Source organism: Chryseobacterium sp. FR054, from assembly GCF_056844565.1.
Map to the genome: position 1 here is coordinate 583,348 of NZ_JBXDSA010000003.1, position 19,034 is coordinate 602,381.

At 40.1% G+C, this 19,034-nt stretch carries 14 protein-coding genes; 2 read left to right on the top strand and 12 right to left on the bottom strand.

Features of this window, described 5'->3' with window-relative positions; all coding sequences use genetic code 11:
- Nucleotides 1-68 precede the first annotated feature (68 nt).
- Genes AC106S_RS15580 through AC106S_RS15605 form a run of 6 tightly spaced genes read right to left on the bottom strand, consistent with a single transcriptional unit; the run spans nt 69 to nt 8,478 of the window.
- On the bottom strand, nt 69-1,400 hold the full coding sequence (locus tag AC106S_RS15580; RefSeq protein WP_482440398.1) for a quinol:cytochrome C oxidoreductase: 1,332 nt from the start codon (nt 1,398-1,400) through the stop codon (nt 69-71).
- Between the two features lie 8 nt (nt 1,401-1,408).
- Complete coding sequence (locus tag AC106S_RS15585; RefSeq protein WP_153397147.1) at nt 1,409-2,110, bottom strand: c-type cytochrome; 702 nt, start codon at nt 2,108-2,110, stop codon at nt 1,409-1,411.
- Nucleotides 2,103-2,624: a DUF3341 domain-containing protein gene (locus tag AC106S_RS15590; RefSeq protein ID WP_062698310.1), complete on the bottom strand. Its 522-nt coding sequence runs from the start codon at nt 2,622-2,624 to the stop codon at nt 2,103-2,105. Before AC106S_RS15590 ends, AC106S_RS15585 begins: the two co-directional genes overlap by 8 nt.
- Entirely contained in the window at nt 2,611-4,008 is a 1,398-nt protein-coding gene (gene nrfD, locus AC106S_RS15595) for an NrfD/PsrC family molybdoenzyme membrane anchor subunit (RefSeq protein ID WP_027381049.1), read from the bottom strand. Before nrfD ends, AC106S_RS15590 begins: the two co-directional genes overlap by 14 nt.
- A gap of 25 nt (nt 4,009-4,033) precedes the next feature.
- Entirely contained in the window at nt 4,034-7,099 is a 3,066-nt protein-coding gene (locus AC106S_RS15600; RefSeq protein ID WP_482440404.1) for a TAT-variant-translocated molybdopterin oxidoreductase, read from the bottom strand.
- 23 nt (nt 7,100-7,122) lie between these two features.
- Nucleotides 7,123-8,478 carry a c-type cytochrome gene (locus AC106S_RS15605; RefSeq protein ID WP_482440406.1) on the bottom strand — a complete coding sequence of 452 codons (1,356 nt, stop codon included), beginning with the start codon at nt 8,476-8,478 and terminating at the stop codon, nt 7,123-7,125.
- A gap of 185 nt (nt 8,479-8,663) precedes the next feature.
- On the opposite strand from AC106S_RS15605, the gene AC106S_RS15610 reads away from it, so the two are divergent.
- Nucleotides 8,664-9,212 carry an SPOR domain-containing protein gene (locus tag AC106S_RS15610; RefSeq protein ID WP_482440408.1) on the top strand — a complete coding sequence of 183 codons (549 nt, stop codon included), beginning with the start codon at nt 8,664-8,666 and terminating at the stop codon, nt 9,210-9,212.
- 46 nt (nt 9,213-9,258) lie between these two features.
- Here the strand turns inward: AC106S_RS15610 and AC106S_RS15615 are convergent, their stop codons facing one another.
- From AC106S_RS15615 to AC106S_RS15640, 6 genes are all read right to left on the bottom strand, one after another.
- Nucleotides 9,259-10,536 carry a DUF6080 domain-containing protein gene (locus AC106S_RS15615; RefSeq protein ID WP_482440410.1) on the bottom strand — a complete coding sequence of 426 codons (1,278 nt, stop codon included), beginning with the start codon at nt 10,534-10,536 and terminating at the stop codon, nt 9,259-9,261.
- A 75-nt stretch (nt 10,537-10,611) separates the two neighbouring features.
- A complete protein-coding gene (locus AC106S_RS15620; protein ID WP_482440412.1) occupies nt 10,612-11,568 on the bottom strand; it encodes a choice-of-anchor J domain-containing protein in 957 nt (318 codons plus the stop codon).
- 85 nt (nt 11,569-11,653) lie between these two features.
- A complete protein-coding gene (locus tag AC106S_RS15625) occupies nt 11,654-13,195 on the bottom strand; it encodes a protein adenylyltransferase SelO (protein WP_482440414.1) in 1,542 nt (513 codons plus the stop codon).
- A gap of 75 nt (nt 13,196-13,270) precedes the next feature.
- Nucleotides 13,271-15,649 (bottom strand): penicillin-binding protein 1A, encoded by a 2,379-nt coding sequence (locus AC106S_RS15630; RefSeq protein ID WP_482440416.1) that lies wholly within the window; start codon nt 15,647-15,649, stop codon nt 13,271-13,273.
- Between the two features lie 6 nt (nt 15,650-15,655).
- A complete protein-coding gene (locus AC106S_RS15635) occupies nt 15,656-16,120 on the bottom strand; it encodes a gliding motility lipoprotein GldH (RefSeq protein ID WP_482440418.1) in 465 nt (154 codons plus the stop codon).
- Nucleotides 16,113-17,504 (bottom strand): PSP1 domain-containing protein, encoded by a 1,392-nt coding sequence (locus tag AC106S_RS15640; RefSeq protein WP_482440419.1) that lies wholly within the window; start codon nt 17,502-17,504, stop codon nt 16,113-16,115. The genes AC106S_RS15635 and AC106S_RS15640 overlap by 8 nt, the downstream gene beginning before the upstream one ends.
- Nucleotides 17,505-17,786: 282 nt before the next feature.
- On the opposite strand from AC106S_RS15640, the gene AC106S_RS15645 reads away from it, so the two are divergent.
- Complete coding sequence (locus AC106S_RS15645; RefSeq protein WP_482440421.1) at nt 17,787-19,025, top strand: OmpP1/FadL family transporter; 1,239 nt, start codon at nt 17,787-17,789, stop codon at nt 19,023-19,025.
- Nucleotides 19,026-19,034: the final 9 nt, after the last annotated feature.

Here is a 19,034-nt window from a genome sequence, read left to right on the forward strand (position 1 = left end):
CTTTGGCGCATAAAAAAAGACTGATTGTTACAATCAGTCTTTTTTTCTTTATTTCTGTTACAGAATCCTTAGAAAGGATACTCGTAAATTTCAGATTCGTGTAAGAATGGGTTTCCTGTAGGAATCAACTTCAGTTTGGATAAAGCTGAAAGTACAGTAAACATAAATAATCCGACAACAAACAGAACAGCTCCCAGGATTAACAGGAATACTTCAGGAGTTTTCCAGTATGGTCCTACCGTTCCAGGCATTACCATGTTGAAGTAGTCCAGAATGTGTCCTAAAATAACTACAACAGCCATTGTTGTTACTACTTTGTAATTTCTCTTGATGCTGCTGCTTACTAATACCAATAACGGTAATAAGAAGTTGATGATCAGCATTGGTAAGAAAGTAGGAGAGTAGTGCTGGAATCTTCCGAAGAAGTAGTTCACCTCTTCCGGAACGTTGGCATACCAGTAAAGCATGAACTGTGCAAACCATGTATACGTCCAAAGCATACTTGTAGCGAAAAGGAATACTCCTAAATCGTGTAAGTGGTTATCATTGAACTGTGGAAGGAAACCGTTTTTCTTAAGATAAACACTTAAAAGAATGATTACCGCAATACCACTTGAAAGGCAGCTCACCATAGAATACCAGATATACATGGTAGAGTACCAGTGAGGGTCAATAGACATCAACCAGTCCCAAGCCCATGCTGCAGAAGCAAATCCGAAGAATGCAATGTAACCTACGGACCATCTGTAAAGCATCTGATACTCTACTTTAGACTTGGTTTCGTCTACTTTCTTAGACTGAGCTTTAAGTTTCCAGGCGAAGAAAGAAGCACCGATTACATAGATCAGAGTTCTTACTGCATAGAAAGGGATATTTAAGAATTTCTTCTTTTCAAACAGGATCACATCGAAGTGAGCATCTTTAGGATCTGTTAAAGCCGGATCCATCCAGTGGAAAAGGTGTCCGTTATGAGTGATATTCAGAATCATCATGATAATCAGAATAGCACCTCCGTAAGGAATAAAAGAAGCAATAGCCTCCATTACTCTTGTAATAATAATTGGCCAACCTGCATGTGCAGCGTGCTGAATACAGTAGAAAAACAGTACCGCACAGCTTACTCCAAAGAAAAATACAGCCACAAAGTGAAGAGAAGCTAAAGGCTGGTTGTGAACCTGCATTTTAGCATGCTCCAAATGAGCCTGGTGATCCTGTGGACCTACCATTTCACTTGAATGCGTAGGGGCAGTATGACCTGAAGCATGAACAGCTTCCATCATTTCTCCAATTTTAACATCATCCAGACCATGGTTCATGAAATAACCGGCACCGAATAGAATTAAACCTACAACAAGAAGTATTATAGAAGTTGATTTTAATTTTGGTGAAAAACTATACATTTCTTTTCTTATTTTTTAGTTTCGGTAGTCGTTTCAGTTTTCGCTGCTGCTGGAGTTGCCGTAGCGGCTGCCGGTGCTGCTGCTCCTTTTTTGAAAGCATTCATCACATACATGGCTACTCTCCATCGGTCACCAGGGTTCAGCTGTCCTGCATAAGACCCCATCGCGTTTCTACCGTTAGTTAATACATAATGAACAGATCCTACAGTGATTTCTCTGTCTGCATAGTTTGGAACTCCTGAATAGGCTCCGCTCTGTACTATTGGTCCCTGTCCGTCTCCTCCTGTACCGTGACAAGCTGCACAGGTACGCTCAAATAAGAACTTTCCTCTTTCGATATCTTTTTCTGCATTGGCAGGATTCAAAGGTGAGGCAGCAATTTTTTTGGAAGCGTCATACCCTGCGTTGTACTCGTCAACATTTTTAGGTAAAAGACTTTCTTCAAAAACTCCGTCTTTGTTCTGAGCTACGGTTCCTTCTACCGGAGAAAGCCCGGTTGCTCCGTTGTTTTTAACGAAAGCAGGAATTTCATTTTCATGATCGGAATAGGCATCCTCAGCTTTCATCAATGGATCGTAAGCTACAGGAAAATACATATCCGGGAAATATACTAATGGTGTATTTTCTTTTGGTCCGCAAGAGTTAAGTAAAACGGTTGTTAAACCTAAAACTGCTGTAATTCTTAATACGTTCTTTTTCATTTTAAGCATCTTTAACAGTTATTTCTTCAACTCCGGTTTCAATAAGCAACTGTTTTACAGATTCTACATCATCAGTTACAAATTCCATCAGAAACTTGTCATCGGTAGTTCTTGGATCTGGGTTCTGAGCCGGAGCTCCCGGATACATTTTGTTTCTAACCAGGAAAGTTAAAGACATCATGTGAGCGGCACAGAATACCATTAATTCAAACATTGGAACTACGAATGCAGGCATATTGTGTCCCCAGTCAAAAGCCGGTTTACCACCGATATTCTGAGGCCAGTCATGGTTCATTACATACCAGGTTATAGTAGCACCAATCGTTACTCCGTAAAGCGCATATATAAATGCGGCATCAGAAATTCTGGTTTTCTTTAACCCTAAAGCTTTGTCAAGTCCGTGAACCGGAAACGGAGTATAAACCTCGTTTATTTTGATTCCTTTATCGTTGAATGCTTTAACGCCGTTCATTAAATCGTCGTCGTCAGCATAAAGTCCGTATACAATTTTAGTGGTGCTCATCTCCTTCTTTTGCTTTATAAGTTTCACCTGAGATTTTCAAAATCGATTTTAATTCGGCCTGTGCAATTACAGGGAATGTTCTCGCATATAATAAGAATAATACAGAGAAGAATCCGATTGTTCCTAAGTATACACCCACATCAATGATCGTCGGCTTAAACATAGTCCATGATCCTGGTAAGTAGTCTCTTGAAAGGTTGATAACGATGATATCAAAACGCTCAAACCACATACCGATGTTGATGATCAATGCAACGATGAAAGTCCAGATAATGTTCGTTCTTAGTCTCTTGAACCAGAATGAAGCCGGAACTACAAGGTTACAGATAATCAGTGACCAGAAAGCCCACCAGTAAGGTCCAACAGCAGCACCTGGAGAAAGATAAGTAAAGTCTTCAAATCTTGATCCGGAATACCATCCGATGAAATATTCAGTAGCATAAGCCACCGTTACCATACCACCGGTTAAGATGATTACGATGTTCATAATTTCGATATGATACATAGTAATATAATCTTCCAGGTGACACACTTTTCTTGCAACCAACAAAAGGGTCTGTACCATTGCGAATCCTGAGAAGATCGCACCGGCAACGAAGTAAGGAGGGTAAATTGTAGAGTGCCATCCTTTAATAACCGAAGTTGCGAAGTCAAAAGATACGGTAGTGTGTACTGAGAATACAAGCGGCGTTGCCAAACCTGCAAGAACCAAAGAAAGTTCTTCGAATCTTTGCCAGTGTTTTGCTTTACCACCCCAACCGAATGCAAGGAATGTATAGATCTTTTTAGTCCACGGAGTTTTCGCTCTGTCTCTGATCATTGCAAAGTCAGGGATCAGTCCCATGAACCAGAATACTGTTGATACTGAGAAATACGTAGAGATTGCAAATACGTCCCAAAGTAGAGGAGAGTTGAAGTTCCCCCAAAGAGAACCGAACTGGTTTGGTAAAGGGAATACCCAATATCCTACCCAAACTCTACCCATGTGAATTACAGGGAAGATCGCTGCCTGTACAACCGCAAAGATCGTCATCGCCTCTGCAGATCTGTTTACAGACATTCTCCATCTCTGTCTAAATAATAATAATACTGCGGAGATTAGGGTCCCGGCGTGACCGATACCTACCCACCATACGAAGTTGGTAATATCCCAACCCCAGTTAATAGTTCTGTTAAGCCCCCATGCTCCAATACCTGTTCCGATAGTATAAGCGATACACCCGAATCCATAGATGAATAGAACTAAGGCAGCATATAATGAGATCCACCATAATTTACCTGCTCTTTCTTCGATAGGTCGTGCGATATCTTCTGTGATATCGTGATAAGTTTTGTGACCAATAATTAGAGGTTCCCTTATCGGAGCTTCGTAATGTCCTGACATTTTTTACCTATTTATTATTTAAACTTTATTTTTCTACTCTGTTTCTTACTTTAGTGTGATAGAACACATTTGGCTTGGTTCCGATCTCCTCTAGTAAATAATATCTTCTGTTGCTGGAGTACAATTCTCTAACTTCAGATTCTTTGTCATTCATGTCTCCAAAAGTCATTGCTCCGGTAGAACAAGCTTTAGAACAAGCTGTTTGGAATTCTCCGGCTTTCACTTTTCGTCCTTCTTTCTTAGCTTCAAGAATAGTTGTCTGAGTCATTTGGATACACATAGAACATTTCTCCATTACCCCTCTGGTTCTTACCACTACATCCGGGTTAAGTACCATTCTTCCAAGATCGTTATTCATATTGAAATCGAACTTGTCGTTAAGGTTATATGTAAACCAGTTGAAACGTCTTACTTTATACGGACAGTTGTTGGCACAATATCTGGTACCGATACATCTGTTGTAAGCCATATGGTTCTGCCCCTGCTTACCGTGTGAAGTAGCCGCTACCGGACATACTGTTTCACAAGGAGCGTGGTTACAGTGCTGACACATTACCGGCTGGAAGATCACATCAGGATTGTCTGCCGGGTGGTTTAAGGCTCCTCCTTCTTTATTGAATGCAGTACCGTATAATTCCGGTACAGCCAGTCCATCTTTCAATCCTTCGTATACCTCTACTTTTTGTTTTGAAGAATAGTAACGGTCAATTCTTAACCAATACATATCTCTGGACATTCTGATTTCTTCTTTACCTACAACAGGAACGTTGTTCTCAGCCTGACAAGCAATAATACATGCTCCGCAACCCGTACAGGAGTTCAAGTCGATAGATAAGTTGAAGTGAGGACCATCTGTATCGTCGAAAGCATCCCAAAGGTCAATCTTTCTTGCCGGAAGTGCTCCACTGATGGTGTGATATTCCAATGGCTTATTCCATCCATTATGTTCATCATCAAATGCTACGTTTAGGTAATCTGCCAAAGGAACTTCTTTAGCGATCTCATAACGGCCCATTAATGTATTCTGAAGCTGGATTCCTGCGAATTCGTGATCTTCTCCTGTTTTTTCGATCTTAACTCCTGAAACAGCTAAGTTAGAACCGTCAAATAAAGGATAAGCATTTACGCCCGTATCAGCAGTTGCTCCTGAGTTTTTCTTACCGTATCCAAGCGCAAGACCTACTGATCCTTCTGCCTGTCCCGGTTGGATGAATACAGGAACATCTTTTATCGTTACTCCGTTTACCGTAAGGTTCACAATAGAACCGTCCAGCTGCATTCTTGCATTAAGATCGTTATCAATAGCGAACTTTTCCGCGTCTTTTGGAGAAATTGTCAGATAGTTATCCCAGGACATTCTTGTGATAGGATCCGGTAATTCCTGAAGCCAAGGGTTGTTGGCCTGAGTACCGTCACCTATTGAAGGCTTGGTGTATAATACCAGTTCTAAATCAGAAGCTTTGAAGTTTCCTAATTCAGCAGCAGCCTGAGCACCGTTTCCTCCTGTGTAAGCTAGTGTTGTAGCGTTGGAAGACGTATTGATCCCGTTATATAAAGCTTTGTTGAAAGAGGTTCCTCCTAAAATAGAAGGTGCATTCGCTTTTAAATAGTCGTAATAGCTGTTGGCAGCGTTATTTTTACCATTCTTCCAAACCAATAAAGATTCTTCAATCTGTCTTGATTTGTAGATCTTCTGGATGGTAGGCTGCATTAATGAATATACTCCGGTCTGAGGCTCAATATCTCCCCAGGATTCTAACCAGTTAGCTACCGGGATAACAGCTTTCGCTGCCTTGTACATTTCATTTTTCTTATCTGCAACTGCAATTACGTAAGGAACTTTAGTTAAAGACTTCTTGAAATCTTCTCCTTTCGGATGAGAGTAGATAGGGTCTACATTGTTTGCGATCAATACGCCAACCTGACCACCGTTTACCCATCCTAAAAATTCCTGGTATCTTGCATTATTAAATTCTTTAAGTAAGTTAGCTTTACCTGTGAAAGCTACTGAATTTAACTTCTGGTTGATTAAGTGCGCTAAAACCTGAGCACCTTTGGAACCGTCAGCGAAAACAACAGCTTTGCTGCCTTTTGCATTAAGTTCTTTTGCAATCTCAGAAGCTGCTTTATCTGAAGTACTGGCTCCTCCTACGATTACATTGTAAACTTCAACTAACGTTTTGTTTACAGCACTTGGCTTTAATCTGTATCTTGAGTCAGCGTTAGCTCCCGTTAAAGACATGTTGGATTCCACCTGAATGTGTCTCAACATGTTCGGACCTGGCTTTCTTGCTGCTGCATAAGAGGTTTCCAAGCTTGCTGCGTTGTAGTCTCCTAAGAAATCAGCCTGGAAAGAAACTACCAGTTCAGAACCTTTAAGGTCGTAAACCGGTAACGCTCTCTGTCCGAACACTTCCTGAGCTGCATCTAGAGCCGCAGAGTAAGGGAAAGCATCATAAGTTACTAATTCTGCTGTCGGATATTTAGCTTTAAAATCAGCGAATAATTTTTTGAAAGTAGGGGAAGGTAAAGAATGCGATAGAAGCACGATCTTTTTACCTGACGCCTTAGCTTCATTCAGTCCTTTAATAACGAAGCTGTCTACCTTATCGAAAGTTTCGTCTTTACCCTCAAATTTAGGCTGCTTTACTTTATCGTTATCATAAAGAGAAAGTACACTTGCCTGGGCTCTTGCGTTAGTTTTACCTAAATCACCGGCAGCCGGGTTCGGTTCAATTTTAATCGGTCTTCCTTCTCTGGTCTTTACTAAAACACTGGCGAAATCGAAGCCGTCAAAATAAGTTGAAGCGTAATAATTTGGAATCCCCGGAATGATGTCATGCGGTTTTACCACATAAGGAATCGTTTTAATAACCGGAGCTTCGCAGGCAGCTAATGTTACCGCTGCCGTTGAGAATCCTAATAATTTTAAGAAATCTCTTCTTGAAGTACTAGATCCGTTCTGTTCAGCATCTCCAAGGAAATCTTCTACCGGAATTTCTTCCTGAAACTCTTTCTGAGCCAGCTTATTGTTTAAAGCCGGATCTTTAAGTTCATGAATACTTCTGAATTGTATTTTGTTTGAAGCCATTTATACTTCTAATTTTTTAGTTATTAATAATGACATTTACCACACTCAAGACCTCCAATTGCATCTACCGTGATCTTACCTCCGTCTTTAGGGTATTGTTTTTTCAACTTGTCGTGTAGATTCTTGAAGTACTCTTTATTATAACCGTTGTTCATATCAATCTCAGTTGTTCTGTGACATTCGATACACCATCCCATGGTAAAGTCATTAGCCATCTGAACAACATTCATGGTATCGATTTTACCGTGACAAGCTTTACAAACAACGTCAATTTTGTTGTTAGGATTTTTCTTGTTGAAAGAGTTGATGATCGCCTGCTCACCTGCTACTACGTGCTGAGAGTGGTTGAAGTAAACGAAGTCTGGCATGTTGTGGATTCTTGTCCATTCAACCGGCTGTGTTTTTCCTGTGTACTGTTGTTTTGCAGGATCCCAGCCTGTTGCAGCATAAATCTTCTGGATTTCTCCGTCGTAGAATGCTTTGTCTTTTCCTGGCTCAAGGTATTTACCGTTGTATTCGGAAATGGTTCTGTGACAGTTCATACAAACATTCATAGAAGGGATTTCAGATACTTTTCCGTATTTAGCACTTGAGTGACACAGCTGACAGTCGATTTTATTTTCTCCAGCATGGATTTTGTGCGAGAAGTAGATAGGCTGTTCAGGTTTGTATCCTTTGTAAACCCCGATCCACATGATCCAGTTCCAAACGCCGTAAGCGGCTAAAATAGCAAGGATACCTAATGCTGCTTTACCTACATAATGGTATTTCTGATAGATTTCACTGAAAGATCTGACTCTTGTTTCGTTTAATCCGGCTAAGTCTTCAGACTGTCCCAGTTTAACGAGTTGTCTCAGTTTAATTAAGATCCAGACTAATAAACCTGCGATCGCTAAAAGAGAAATGATCACAATGTTTGTTGTGGATTTGTCTGCCGGAGCAGCTGCAGTTTCTCCTCCCGGAGTAGTTTCTGCTGTTTTTTCCGGTTCTGGAGCCGGAGGATTAGTTGTAAAAGCTAAAATGTCGTCAATATCCTTCTCAGAAAGATTAGGAAAGACCTGCATTTCAGTCTTGTTGTACTTTTCAAAAATTTCATTGGCGTATTTATCACCAGAAGCTCTAAGAGCTTTGTTGTCCTTGATCCACTTGTGAAGCCAATCTCTGTCTACACCACCTTCTGTCTTTACACGTTCTACAACTCCTTTAAGGGGAGGTCCTATTACCTGTTTATCCAGCGCGTGACATGCAGTACAATTCGCTTTGAAAAGTTTCTCACCATTTTTAGGATCGCCGTCTTGCCCGTAAATTGAAGCACTGGTTGATAGCAATAAGCCTATTGCGATCAACGTTTGTTTATAATGCTTTCTCCAACTAATCATTTAAATTATCTTATGTTAGTAAAATATTGAACATTCAATCAATTCCGCAAAAATAATATTTTTAACAGGAATTTAACGGTATATGGAAAAGGGAAAATATCATTTACGTTTAATTTGTATTGATTCTAAATAACTGTGTTTGGTATAATTTTTTAATTTGTATAAATTTGCGGAAACAAGTTTAAATGAGAAATTTAATCAAAATATTTTCAATAGTATCGTTGTTCGGATTTTATACCGTTGAGGCACAGCAGGTTGTTAAAAAAGATACCCTTGCGGGAACTGAGCTTACCATGACCATGGACTCTAAAGTGAGTGCTGCCCTGGAAAGTATCGAAGGAAAATGTTCCAAAACAGCTTCTGCAAATATTGTGAAAGATAATACCTTGGACAGCAGCAGCAATACAGGTACAAAACCGACTAAGATTTACGTTCCGAACAGGGAGCTTACGAATGCGGAAATCTGCCGTAAAAATCCTAGAATTTTAGGCTTTAAGATTCAGATCACCACGGTGAAAAGTAATGAGGAAGCCAACGAGGTAAAGTCTTATTTCAGAAAAAGATTTCCTAATCTGAAGGTTGAAACAGATGCTTCTTTAAGACCGAATTATAAGATCCTTGCAGGGAGTTATTTCACAAAGCAGAGTGCTGCTTCCGATCTTTCAAAAATCAGGGAATATTTTAAATCTGCGATTGCAGTGCAGTACAGAATTTTCTGCTCGGAAGCAAAATAGATCCATGATCATATATCTTAAAAACTCCGGAATCTCCGGAGTTTTTTTATTGATAGTAGGTGTTCAGGAACCAGAAGAAATCGGCCATACGTATTGTGTTGTTTACCGCCAGGAAAACAAATAAAATTCCCATCAGCACTGTTAAGAAAGTTATGATCTGAGAACTCTTTCTGAAGGCATAAAAAAGCCATCCCAATAATAACGGATAGACAAAAACAAAATGTCCGCCGTAGATGTAAGAAGTGTGAAGGCCAAATCTCATCATGCAGTGAATGATGATGTCCAGCAGGAAAGAAATCACCAGAATCTGAACCAGTTTGTTTTTGAAATTTTTAATATAGCTCCAACATACAAGTATGAGAATAATGGCGATAAAGACATAGGAAAATATGGATGAATAGGGTTCCATTAAGAGTCCTTTGAAATCGAAACCTTTCATATTGTGCTTATCTGTGATCATAAAGCTGGGGAACAGGATATTACCTCCGAAAAAGAAAGAAAGGATCATATCCCAATCCGGAATAGATTCTACATTGGAGAACTTTTCATACTGCTGGCTGGTTTTTGAAAAAATATTCTGATACTTAAAATCAATTCTGAATAAGTATAAAAATACAAAGCAGAGGGAGGTAATGGTTATCCGGAAAACAGCATTGCCTGTTTTTTTCCAGTTTCTGAAAAGATCTTTTTCAAAAGCCACAGGAATAAAGACTTTTACCAGATTGGTGATGGTAAGCCCGCCAATGGAAACTCCGGCGAGTACCATCGCTGAACCTGCAATTTTCCCGTCTTTTTTAAGTTTTACAGCTGCATAATAGTGAAATAAACTTAGCAGAAGCAGGGTGTAAGTAAAATTTTCAGGGGTAAATGAAAGAAGAATATCGGTGGAAAAAAATCCAAAAAATAAAATAATCAGTAAGCTTATTTTTAAAGGAAGCCCAATGATATTTTTCAGGTATTTAAAAACCTGAACGATGGCCAGGCTCACTGCCATGTTGCTAAACCACGCAAGACTAAGCCTGAATGTGGAATCCATTTTTCCTCCTGAAATAAAGAGAGCGGTTTCTCTTATCCAGTTAAAAAAATAGTAGGAGAGCGGATGTCTTTCAAAGCTTCCTCCGGACATTACAATAGCTTTGTTGTCGAAGCTGAAATAGGCATCCCACGGAATTCTGCTGTCGAAGATAATTCTGTAATGAAGGGCAATGTAGCTTCCCAGAACTCCATAACCAATAAAAAATAACAGGAAAACAGCCGCTTCAGAAGAAGAGGACGGGAATACCAGTTTGAAAAACCGGATGATTTTTGTTTTAATAAAAGACACGGATCTGTTTTTTTGCAAAAGTAAAAATAAAAAACCTCACCGGATTGGTGAGGTTTATGATATTAATAAGTAAAATTATTGTTTGATTACTTTTTCAGTAGCAGATGTTCCGTCTGCAAATTCGATTTTCACAAGATAAGTTCCTTTTGCCAGAGCAGAAAGATCTGTTTTATCGGATTCTGTTTTGTGGGCTACTTTACCGGACATATCAAAAACAGTGGAAGATTTGATCTTTTTATCTGTTTTGATATTAATTTCTCCTTTTGTTGGGTTAGGGTAAACGGAAATACTGGATTTTGCTTTTGAGACTTCATTGGTAGCAAGTACTCCGTTGGCCGTTACTTTTACATCATCCAGCATAAACATATATTTGTCTGCAGACATATACTGGAATCCTATTCTTATAGTCTGTCCGGCATAAGCATCTAAATTCAGGGTAACTTCCTGCCAGTTGGCATAAGGGGCAACTCTTGCTGCTGTTCCTGAAATAATGGTAAAGTTGGCTGCGGAAGTAGGGGTTCCGCTTCCTGTATATACTCCTACTTTATAACTTTCTGTAAAGCTAGAAGACAAAGCTTTTACCCAGAATGTAAGAACGTTGGTGTTGGTCCCCAGCGTTATTGCAGGAGAAATAAGCCAGTCATTGTTGGCACTGATGCCACCTGCCGGTGATCCTGCCCATGATGCGGCATATTTCTGTCCGGAGTGAGGTGTGAAGTTTCTTATCTCTTCATCTGCCGGTGTTGAAGTTAAATTGTTGGAAACATTGCAGGCTGAAGGATTGAAAATCTGGAAAGCCATTGGCTCTCCCGCGTTGGGCCAGTTAGGGGTCCATTCAGGATCTGTTTGTCCTCCGATTACAGGGCCTCCACCATAATAAGTGCCTAAGCCGTCTATGTCAAGAGTCTGCCAATTTCCAATACCACTGATGGCAAAATTGGTATACGATTCAAAACCTTCGTTTAGTAAAACGGTCTGAGCACTTCCATAAACAGAAGATAAAGCAAGTAAAGAAAATAGAATTCTTTTCATAATATTAATTTTTTCTAAAATTACTAAAAAAAACAAAATGAAAATCTTAAAATTTTATAAAATGTTTAAAAGAAGCTGAATTGTGTTAAGAACTACAAGAAAGTGTAGAGCATCCTACCGTGCCGTCGTAGGCGGATGGCCTTTTCGCGGAAAGTTCAGGATAAATCTCTTCGTAGGGATTTTCCAGAGCTCTGGTGAGTTTGTTCAGCATTTCAGTTTTGCCGGTGGTAACTTCTTCAATGCATTCATAAAGAAGATAATTTCTGAGAATAAATTTTGGATTTGACTTTTTCATTAGAGCCAGAGATTCTTTCTCTGAAATTTTGTTGGAAGCAAGCCTGATCTGATATTGCTGTATAAAGTTGTTCAGTTTTCTCAGTTTTTCTTCAGTCCACACAGAATAGGAAACATTTTCAAAAAGTGACCGGACATCCTGTCCTGCGGACAATTTTTCAAGCTGGCTGAAAAACAGCGTATGATCCAGCTGGAGTTCCTGCATTAAGCCCTGCCAGTTGGTGAAAAAATCTTCATCACTTTTGCGGAGTTCATCAAAACCAAACTTTCTGCACAGCATTTTATCGTGAATTTCCCAGAAATAGGAGCCATAATGGTTTAAAGTATCCTCCAGGAATTTTTCATCCTTTATCAGCGGATGAAGTGCATTGGCCAGCTGCCAGAGGTTCCACTGGGAAATCTGCCCCTGTTTCCCGAAAGCATATCTTCTTCCCGGAAGATCTGTTGTGTTTGGCGTGAAATTTAAGTCATATTCATCCATCATGGAATAGGGTCCGTAATCAATGGTCAGTCCCAGGATAGACATATTATCTGTATTCATTACTCCGTGTACAAATCCCACACGGAACCATTCGGACATTAAATCTGCAGTCCTTGTACAGACAGCGGCGAAGAAATCCCTGTATTTCTGTACGCCTTCCGATGTAACTTCCGGGAAATAATGATCTATGGTAAAATCAACAAGGTCCTGTAAGGTGTCATATTCTCTCTGGGCTGCTATCAGCTCAAAATGTCCGAAACGAAGGAAACTTTCGGCGGTTCTTATAACCACAGCCCCTTTTTCCAGCTGAGGATTACCGTTATACATTATATCTCTTATGATATCTTCACCGGTAAACGCAAGACTTAAAGCTCTGGTTGTGGGAACTCCCAGGTGATACATAGCCTCACTCATCAGGTATTCCCTGACAGAAGATCTCAGTACTGCTCTGCCATCCGCGTGCCTTGAATAGGGAGTGGCTCCGGCTCCCTTCCACTGTATCTCTGTTTTTTTTCCGGAGGTATTGGTAATTTCTCCTGCCAGTATGGCTCTTCCGTCTCCGAGCTGCCCGGCCCAGTTTCCAAACTGATGTCCGGCATAGGCGGTGGCATAAGGATGGATGTTCTCCGGAAGATTATTGCCGACAAGAAAATCCAGATCGCTGTCTTCATATCGTCCAAGCCCTATTTCATCCGAAAGAGGCTGGTTAAAAGCAATCAGTTCGGGATGATTAAAACCGGCAGGAGGGATCGTGGCAAAGAGTACTCTGGGTGTATTTCTTTGCATAGGGTTACCGGAAAAGTCTCCGGGAAATATTTCAGTAAAAGGCTGTCTGATCTGTTCAATATTCATCCATCAAAGGTATTAATTAAAAAAGAAAAGACCTTTCAAATTGCTGAAAGGTCTTGTGTATTGGTAAAAGAGAATTTATTTATTGAAATCTACATTATCTGATGAATGAAGGTTTTCGTTGATATTTTCTTCTTTCTTTTCTGTGTTGTTTTTTGGAGCAGGATCTGCAGGTCTCGGATTTTTGATCTCATCAATGGTCTGGAGACCTCCGTCATCGCCATAGCCTTCACCAAGCCCTTTGAGGTTGGAACATCCGTCTTTCCAGTCAGATGGTCGTGTAAACTTATCATCCGGAGTAATTCCTAAGCTTTTATCTGCCCATACTTTTTTCATGAAGATAGCCCAGATCGGTAATGCCATTTTAGCACCCTGTCCTTCACCGGTTCCATAGAAGTGGGTGGCTCTGTCTTCCCAGCCTACCCAGGCACCGGTAGCCAGTTTAGGAGTGATTCCCATAAACCAACCGTCAGAGTTATTCTGTGTGGTACCTGTTTTGGCAGCGATTTCCACTGCTTTTGAAATTCCTCTTCTTCCTAATTCTCCTGAAGCAGTTCCGTATTGGGTAACACCTTTCATCAGTTCAATCATGGTGTATGCATACATTGGATTCATTACTTCTTTAGGCTCCACATTAACCTCCTTGATTACTCTTCCGTTGGCATCTTCAATTCTCCAGATCATCTCCGGCTTGCTGTAATTTCCATAGTTGGCGAAAGTACTGTAAGCTCCCAGCATTTCATAGATGGTAATATCTGATGAACCCAGTGCAATGGTATTGTTTCTCGGAATATCTTCTGTAACGCCCAGGTCTCTTGCTGTCTGGATTACAGCGTCTACTCCTGTCATTTCTATAAGACGTGCTGCTACCGGGTTTTGAGAATGAGCCAATGCGTCTTTCAGGGTAAGCATTCCTCCTCTTCCCGGTATGTGCCATCCTTTGTGGTCATAGGTTCCGTTGGAAACCGTTGAACATGGGGTCATTCCCAATTTCATAATGGCGGTTGCATATACGAAAGGTTTGAAGGTAGATCCTACCTGTCTTTTTCCCTGCTTGATGTGGTCGTACTGGAAATGCTGCCAGTCGATACCGCCTACCCATGCCTTGATTTCTCCGGTTCCAGGAACCATAGACATTAAGCCGGCCTGGGCAATCTGTTTGTGGTATCTGATAGAGTCCCACGGAGACATTTCCACTTCTTCCTCACCATTCCAGGTAAATCTTGAAGTCTTGATCGGCTTTTTAAATTCCATAATGATGGAATCTTCAGCCATACCTTCAGCTTTTAAAAGCTTGTAACGGCTGGTTCTTCTTACAGCCTGCATCATTACATCATTGATCTGTTTACTGCTCAGATAGTAGAATGGGCGGTCTTTTCTTCCTCTCTGTTCGGCATCAAACCTTTTCTGAAGATCCGTTAAATGTTCCTTGATAGCCTCTTCAGCATATTTCTGCATTTTGGAATCAAGGGTTACATATATTTTTAACCCGTCTTTATAAAGATTGAGTTTTTTGCCGGTCTCCTTTTCATGAGATTCAAGGTATTTGTCAATCTCTTTTCTTAAATAAAACTTATAGTAAGCAGAGTAGTCTGCATTAATATTTTTAATAGGGTGGTAATCTACCTGAATAGGTGTGCTGGCCGCTTTATCATAAGTAGCCTGGTCTATATAGCCTGTTTCAAGCATTTGCTGGAGAACCACATCTCTTCTTCGCTTGGCCCGTTCAGGATTCCTCATCGGGTTGTTGGCAATCGGTGCTTCCAGCATGGCTACAAAAACTGCGGCTTCAGGAAGGGTAAGTTCCGAAGTTTTTTTGTTGAAGTAGATCTTAGAAGCCATTTCAATACCATTCGCATTGTAAGTAAAGTCGAATTTATTGAAATAAAGGGTAATGATTTCTTCTTTAGTGTAGCGTTTTTCCAGACTTACCGCAACAGACCATTCCTTAAGTTTCTGAATTCCCCTTTTGATAGGGTTCTTGGAAGGGTTTTTCGTGAATAAAAGTTTAGCCAGCTGCTGGGTAATGGTAGAACCTCCTCCACGGTCTCCACCATATCGTATTGCTCTTAAAATAGACTTTAAGTCAATACCGGAATGTTCTTTAAAACGTTCATCCTCTTTAGCCTGAAGCGCATAGATCAGGTAAGGGGGAAGGTCCTTATAAACGATAGGCTGTGTTTTTTCCTTTTCAAATTTGCCTAAGATCACTCCGTCTGAGGAAATGATTTCGGAAGCGACAAAAATGTCGGGATTTTCCAGTTCTTTTACGTCAGGCATTTCCCCAAGAAAACCCTGGGAAACCGCAAAGAAAAGTCCTGAAATTCCTAAAACTACCGCAATGAGTCCAATCCAAATAAATTTAACCCATCTTTTCCAGGAGCCATTTTTCTTATTTTTGGGAGGAAGAGGGAAGGTTTTCCCTTTGTTTCCTGCATTTTGTTTGTTGTCTTCCATGTATGGTTACGGTTTAGCCGTTTCTATTTTTACTCCAACATCCTCAATTCCCGGAAGGTTGTCATTCCGCATCGCCTGAATCAGCCCGATCTGATATTTTCCTTTTGCCGGAAATTTATAATTCGTTCTATACTGAAACAGAACTTCCTTTGTGTCACCAAAACCTGTACCAAGCCATTCGCCGTTTGGTTTTGCCAGAATATAATTCAGGGTATCCGTCTCTTTCTTTTTGTTCTGAAGGTTGGTGAAATTCACAATAAACCTTAGATTGCTGTAAGGATAACTGTTGTTGTTTCTTACAACAAATATAATATTTTTAAGATTCTGCGGATCTGAAACTTCAAGATTAAATTTCTGTTCACTTTTCTTATCCCATTTGTTGTTGATGGGATTCATGATCACTTCTTCTCCTGAAGAAGAATGGCAGCTAAAGAAAAGGATAAGGCTGAATAATCCTAAAATTTTACGCATCTTTATCTTTTTTTGGAGGGAATTTCTTTTTGAACTTTTTCTTGTTCGGATTGTTGTTCTGAGATTTTTTCTCGCCATCAGCTCTGGCTTCTGCCTTTTCTGGCTGTGCTTTTTGCTGTGGCTGTGGTTTGGGCTGTCTCTGCTGATTTCCAGATTGGGCATTCGGGTGTTCCGGTTTTTCAGAACGTTCCCTTTTATCCTGTCTTTCCGGTCTGTTTCTTTTTTGTCCCTGTCCCTGATTTTGAGGATTATTATTTTGCTTATTCTGGTTGTTTCTGTTCCTGTTATTTCTGTTTTTCTTTTCGAAACGGTCTACATTATTCTCCTGGATCAGGTCTATACTCTGCATAGGCGTGTCAGGCTGTTTAAGGTCCTCTAAAGGAAGGGTCTTCTCTCCGCGTTTGTTTTTCGAGATCAGTTTCTTTACAAGGTCGATGTCAAAATCATACCATGCAATAGAGTTTTCTACATAGGCAAACCACATTTTCTTTTTGAAAACGTCTATTTTGATGCAGAAAGCTCTTCCTTTTTCGGTGTCTAAAGTGGTTGAAGAAGAAGGAAAGTGGCTCAGTGCGTCCAGGTAGCTGTCTAATTCGTAATTAAGGCAGCATTTAAGCTTACCGCATTGTCCGGCCAGTTTCTGAGGATTGATACTCAGCTGCTGGTATCTTGCCACATTGGTGTTTACCGATCTGAAATCCGTAAGCCATGTAGAACAGCAGAGTTCTCTTCCACAGGATCCTATTCCTCCGACTTTCGCTGCTTCCTGTCTGAACCCGATCTGTTTCATGTCGATCTTTGTTCTGAAAGCACCGGCATAATCCTTGATCAGCTGCCTGAAGTCCACACGGTTATCTGCTGTATAATAAAATGTGATCTTTGATGCATCACCCTGATACTCTACATCTGTAACTTTCATCTCAAGACCGATGCGCTGTGCGATCTTTCGGGCCTCGAGTTTTACGCCGTCCTCTTTTTTTCTTGCTTCCTGCCAGACCTCAAGGTCCTTCTGGTTGGCCTGTCTGTATATTTTAAGGGCAGATTCCTCAGAAAATTTTTTCTTTTTCATCTGGATCTTTACCAATTCTCCCGTAAGGCTTACTACGCCTACATCGTGTCCCGGGCTTGATTCTACTGTTACTACGCTACCTATATGTAAAGGAATATTGTTTACATTCTTAAAAAACGATTTTCTGTCATTTTTGAATCTGACTTCTACAAAATCACACCTGTTAGGTGCAGGATTGTTGATGTCAGAAAGCCAGTCAAAAACACTTAATTTATAACTATTCCCGCAGGTATTTACATTTTCACAGCCATTCGCGGTCTTTTTAGGGCCGCACGAATGTGCAGAATCGCCGGATGTTTTGCATCCACAACTCATATCGCTATTATTTGTTTATAATCTTGCAAATTTATGTAAATTTATCTTTATGCAATTCTAAAATACTTAAATATTCAATATCATCATTGTTTAACTTTAAACGTTAAAATATTAATTTATTGCAGTGAATGGTAAATATCTAAAAATTATTGTTTTATAAAAGATAAATTTCAAAGTATTATTTTAAACATAATTTTCTTTTGGGATATTGTTTAAAATATTGGGAATTATTAACAAGCGTATTTAAAATAATTTTATATTTGGGTTATATAATAATAGTCTATGAAAAAAATATTAGTATCAACTGCTTTATTGGCGGGTGTTTTAGCTTACGCGGGAGGCTTCAGGGTTTCTCTGCAGGGGGTGAAACAATTGGCAATGGCGCATACTAGTGCTCATGCCGAAGATGCAAGTGTGGCATTCTTTAACCCGGCGGGTATGTCATTCATTCCTTCTAAACTGAGTATTGTTGCGGGAGGATTTGGTGCAAGTAATAAGGTAACTTTTCAAAACCTGAATACTTTGCAGAGTACGGAAACTGATAATCCTCTTGGAACACCTATTTATGCTGCAATTGCATATAAGCCGATAGAGAATTTATCAGTTGGTTTTAGTTTTTCAACACCTTTCGGAAGTACCATTCAGTGGCCGGAAAACTGGGAAGGGAAAGAAATGGTTCAGAAACTGGAGCTGAAAAGTTTCTACTTCCAGCCGATGGTTTCTGTGAAACTGGCTCCTTGGCTGGCATTCGGTGCAAGCTATATTTATGCGAAAGGAAAAGTAGACTGGGATAAAGCCGTTACACAATTCGGCGGAAGCCTTAATATCAATGACGAAAAAGCTTCAGGACACGGATATGGCTTTGGGTTTTACTTCAGACCTGATCCTAAACTGGATGTGAGTGTGGCTTACCGTTCTCCTGTTGATATGAAAGCTAAAAAAGGGACAGCAACATTCCGGTTCCCGTCAGCCAATATTTATCCGCTTTTAGGATTGGATCCAAGTACCGGACAGGATAAATTCACTGCAACCCTTCCTTTGGTAGAAGAATACACCATTGGTCTTACCTATAAAGTAACTCCTAAGTGGTTAATTTCTGCGGATTTTAACTATCATGGATGGGAAAGATATGGTAAACTGACATTGGATTTTGCAAATGCTCCGGTTGGAAATCAGGCAGACCCTACTGTTCTTGTAGCTCCTAAAAACTTCAGAAATTCCAAAACTTTCAGATTGGGAACGCAATATGCATTCAGCAATATGATCTTTGGACGTTTGGGAGCTTATTATGACGAATCTCCTTATACCAATGATAACTTTATCCCTGAGACTCCTTCATTCAATACCTATGTGATTACCGGAGGTCTTGGATTTAAATTAAAGCAATTCGGAGTTGATATAGCTGGTGGATATGCTATACCTCAGGCCAGAGACGTGAATAACGCGAATCTTGGTTTCTACGGACAGGCAAAAGCTAAAGCATTCTACTTTGGTTTAGGTTTATCTTATAATCCTTTTTAATTAAAAGAC

What these genes read in the sequence shown, in the direction of transcription:
- AC106S_RS15580 (WP_482440398.1), bottom strand. Translation starts at nt 1,400, where the DNA reads ATGTATAGTTTTTCACCAAAATTAAAATCAACTTCTATAATACTTCTT.
- AC106S_RS15585 (WP_153397147.1), bottom strand. Translation starts at nt 2,110, where the DNA reads ATGCTTAAAATGAAAAAGAACGTATTAAGAATTACAGCAGTTTTAGGT.
- AC106S_RS15590 (WP_062698310.1), bottom strand. Translation starts at nt 2,624, where the DNA reads ATGAGCACCACTAAAATTGTATACGGACTTTATGCTGACGACGACGAT.
- nrfD (WP_027381049.1), bottom strand. Translation starts at nt 4,008, where the DNA reads ATGTCAGGACATTACGAAGCTCCGATAAGGGAACCTCTAATTATTGGT.
- AC106S_RS15600 (WP_482440404.1), bottom strand. Translation starts at nt 7,099, where the DNA reads ATGGCTTCAAACAAAATACAATTCAGAAGTATTCATGAACTTAAAGAT.
- AC106S_RS15605 (WP_482440406.1), bottom strand. Translation starts at nt 8,478, where the DNA reads ATGATTAGTTGGAGAAAGCATTATAAACAAACGTTGATCGCAATAGGC.
- AC106S_RS15610 (WP_482440408.1), top strand. Translation starts at nt 8,664, where the DNA reads ATGAGAAATTTAATCAAAATATTTTCAATAGTATCGTTGTTCGGATTT.
- AC106S_RS15620 (WP_482440412.1), bottom strand. Translation starts at nt 11,568, where the DNA reads ATGAAAAGAATTCTATTTTCTTTACTTGCTTTATCTTCTGTTTATGGA.
- AC106S_RS15625 (WP_482440414.1), bottom strand. Translation starts at nt 13,195, where the DNA reads ATGAATATTGAACAGATCAGACAGCCTTTTACTGAAATATTTCCCGGA.
- AC106S_RS15630 (WP_482440416.1), bottom strand. Translation starts at nt 15,649, where the DNA reads ATGGAAGACAACAAACAAAATGCAGGAAACAAAGGGAAAACCTTCCCT.
- AC106S_RS15635 (WP_482440418.1), bottom strand. Translation starts at nt 16,120, where the DNA reads ATGCGTAAAATTTTAGGATTATTCAGCCTTATCCTTTTCTTTAGCTGC.
- AC106S_RS15640 (WP_482440419.1), bottom strand. Translation starts at nt 17,504, where the DNA reads ATGAGTTGTGGATGCAAAACATCCGGCGATTCTGCACATTCGTGCGGC.
- AC106S_RS15645 (WP_482440421.1), top strand. Translation starts at nt 17,787, where the DNA reads ATGAAAAAAATATTAGTATCAACTGCTTTATTGGCGGGTGTTTTAGCT.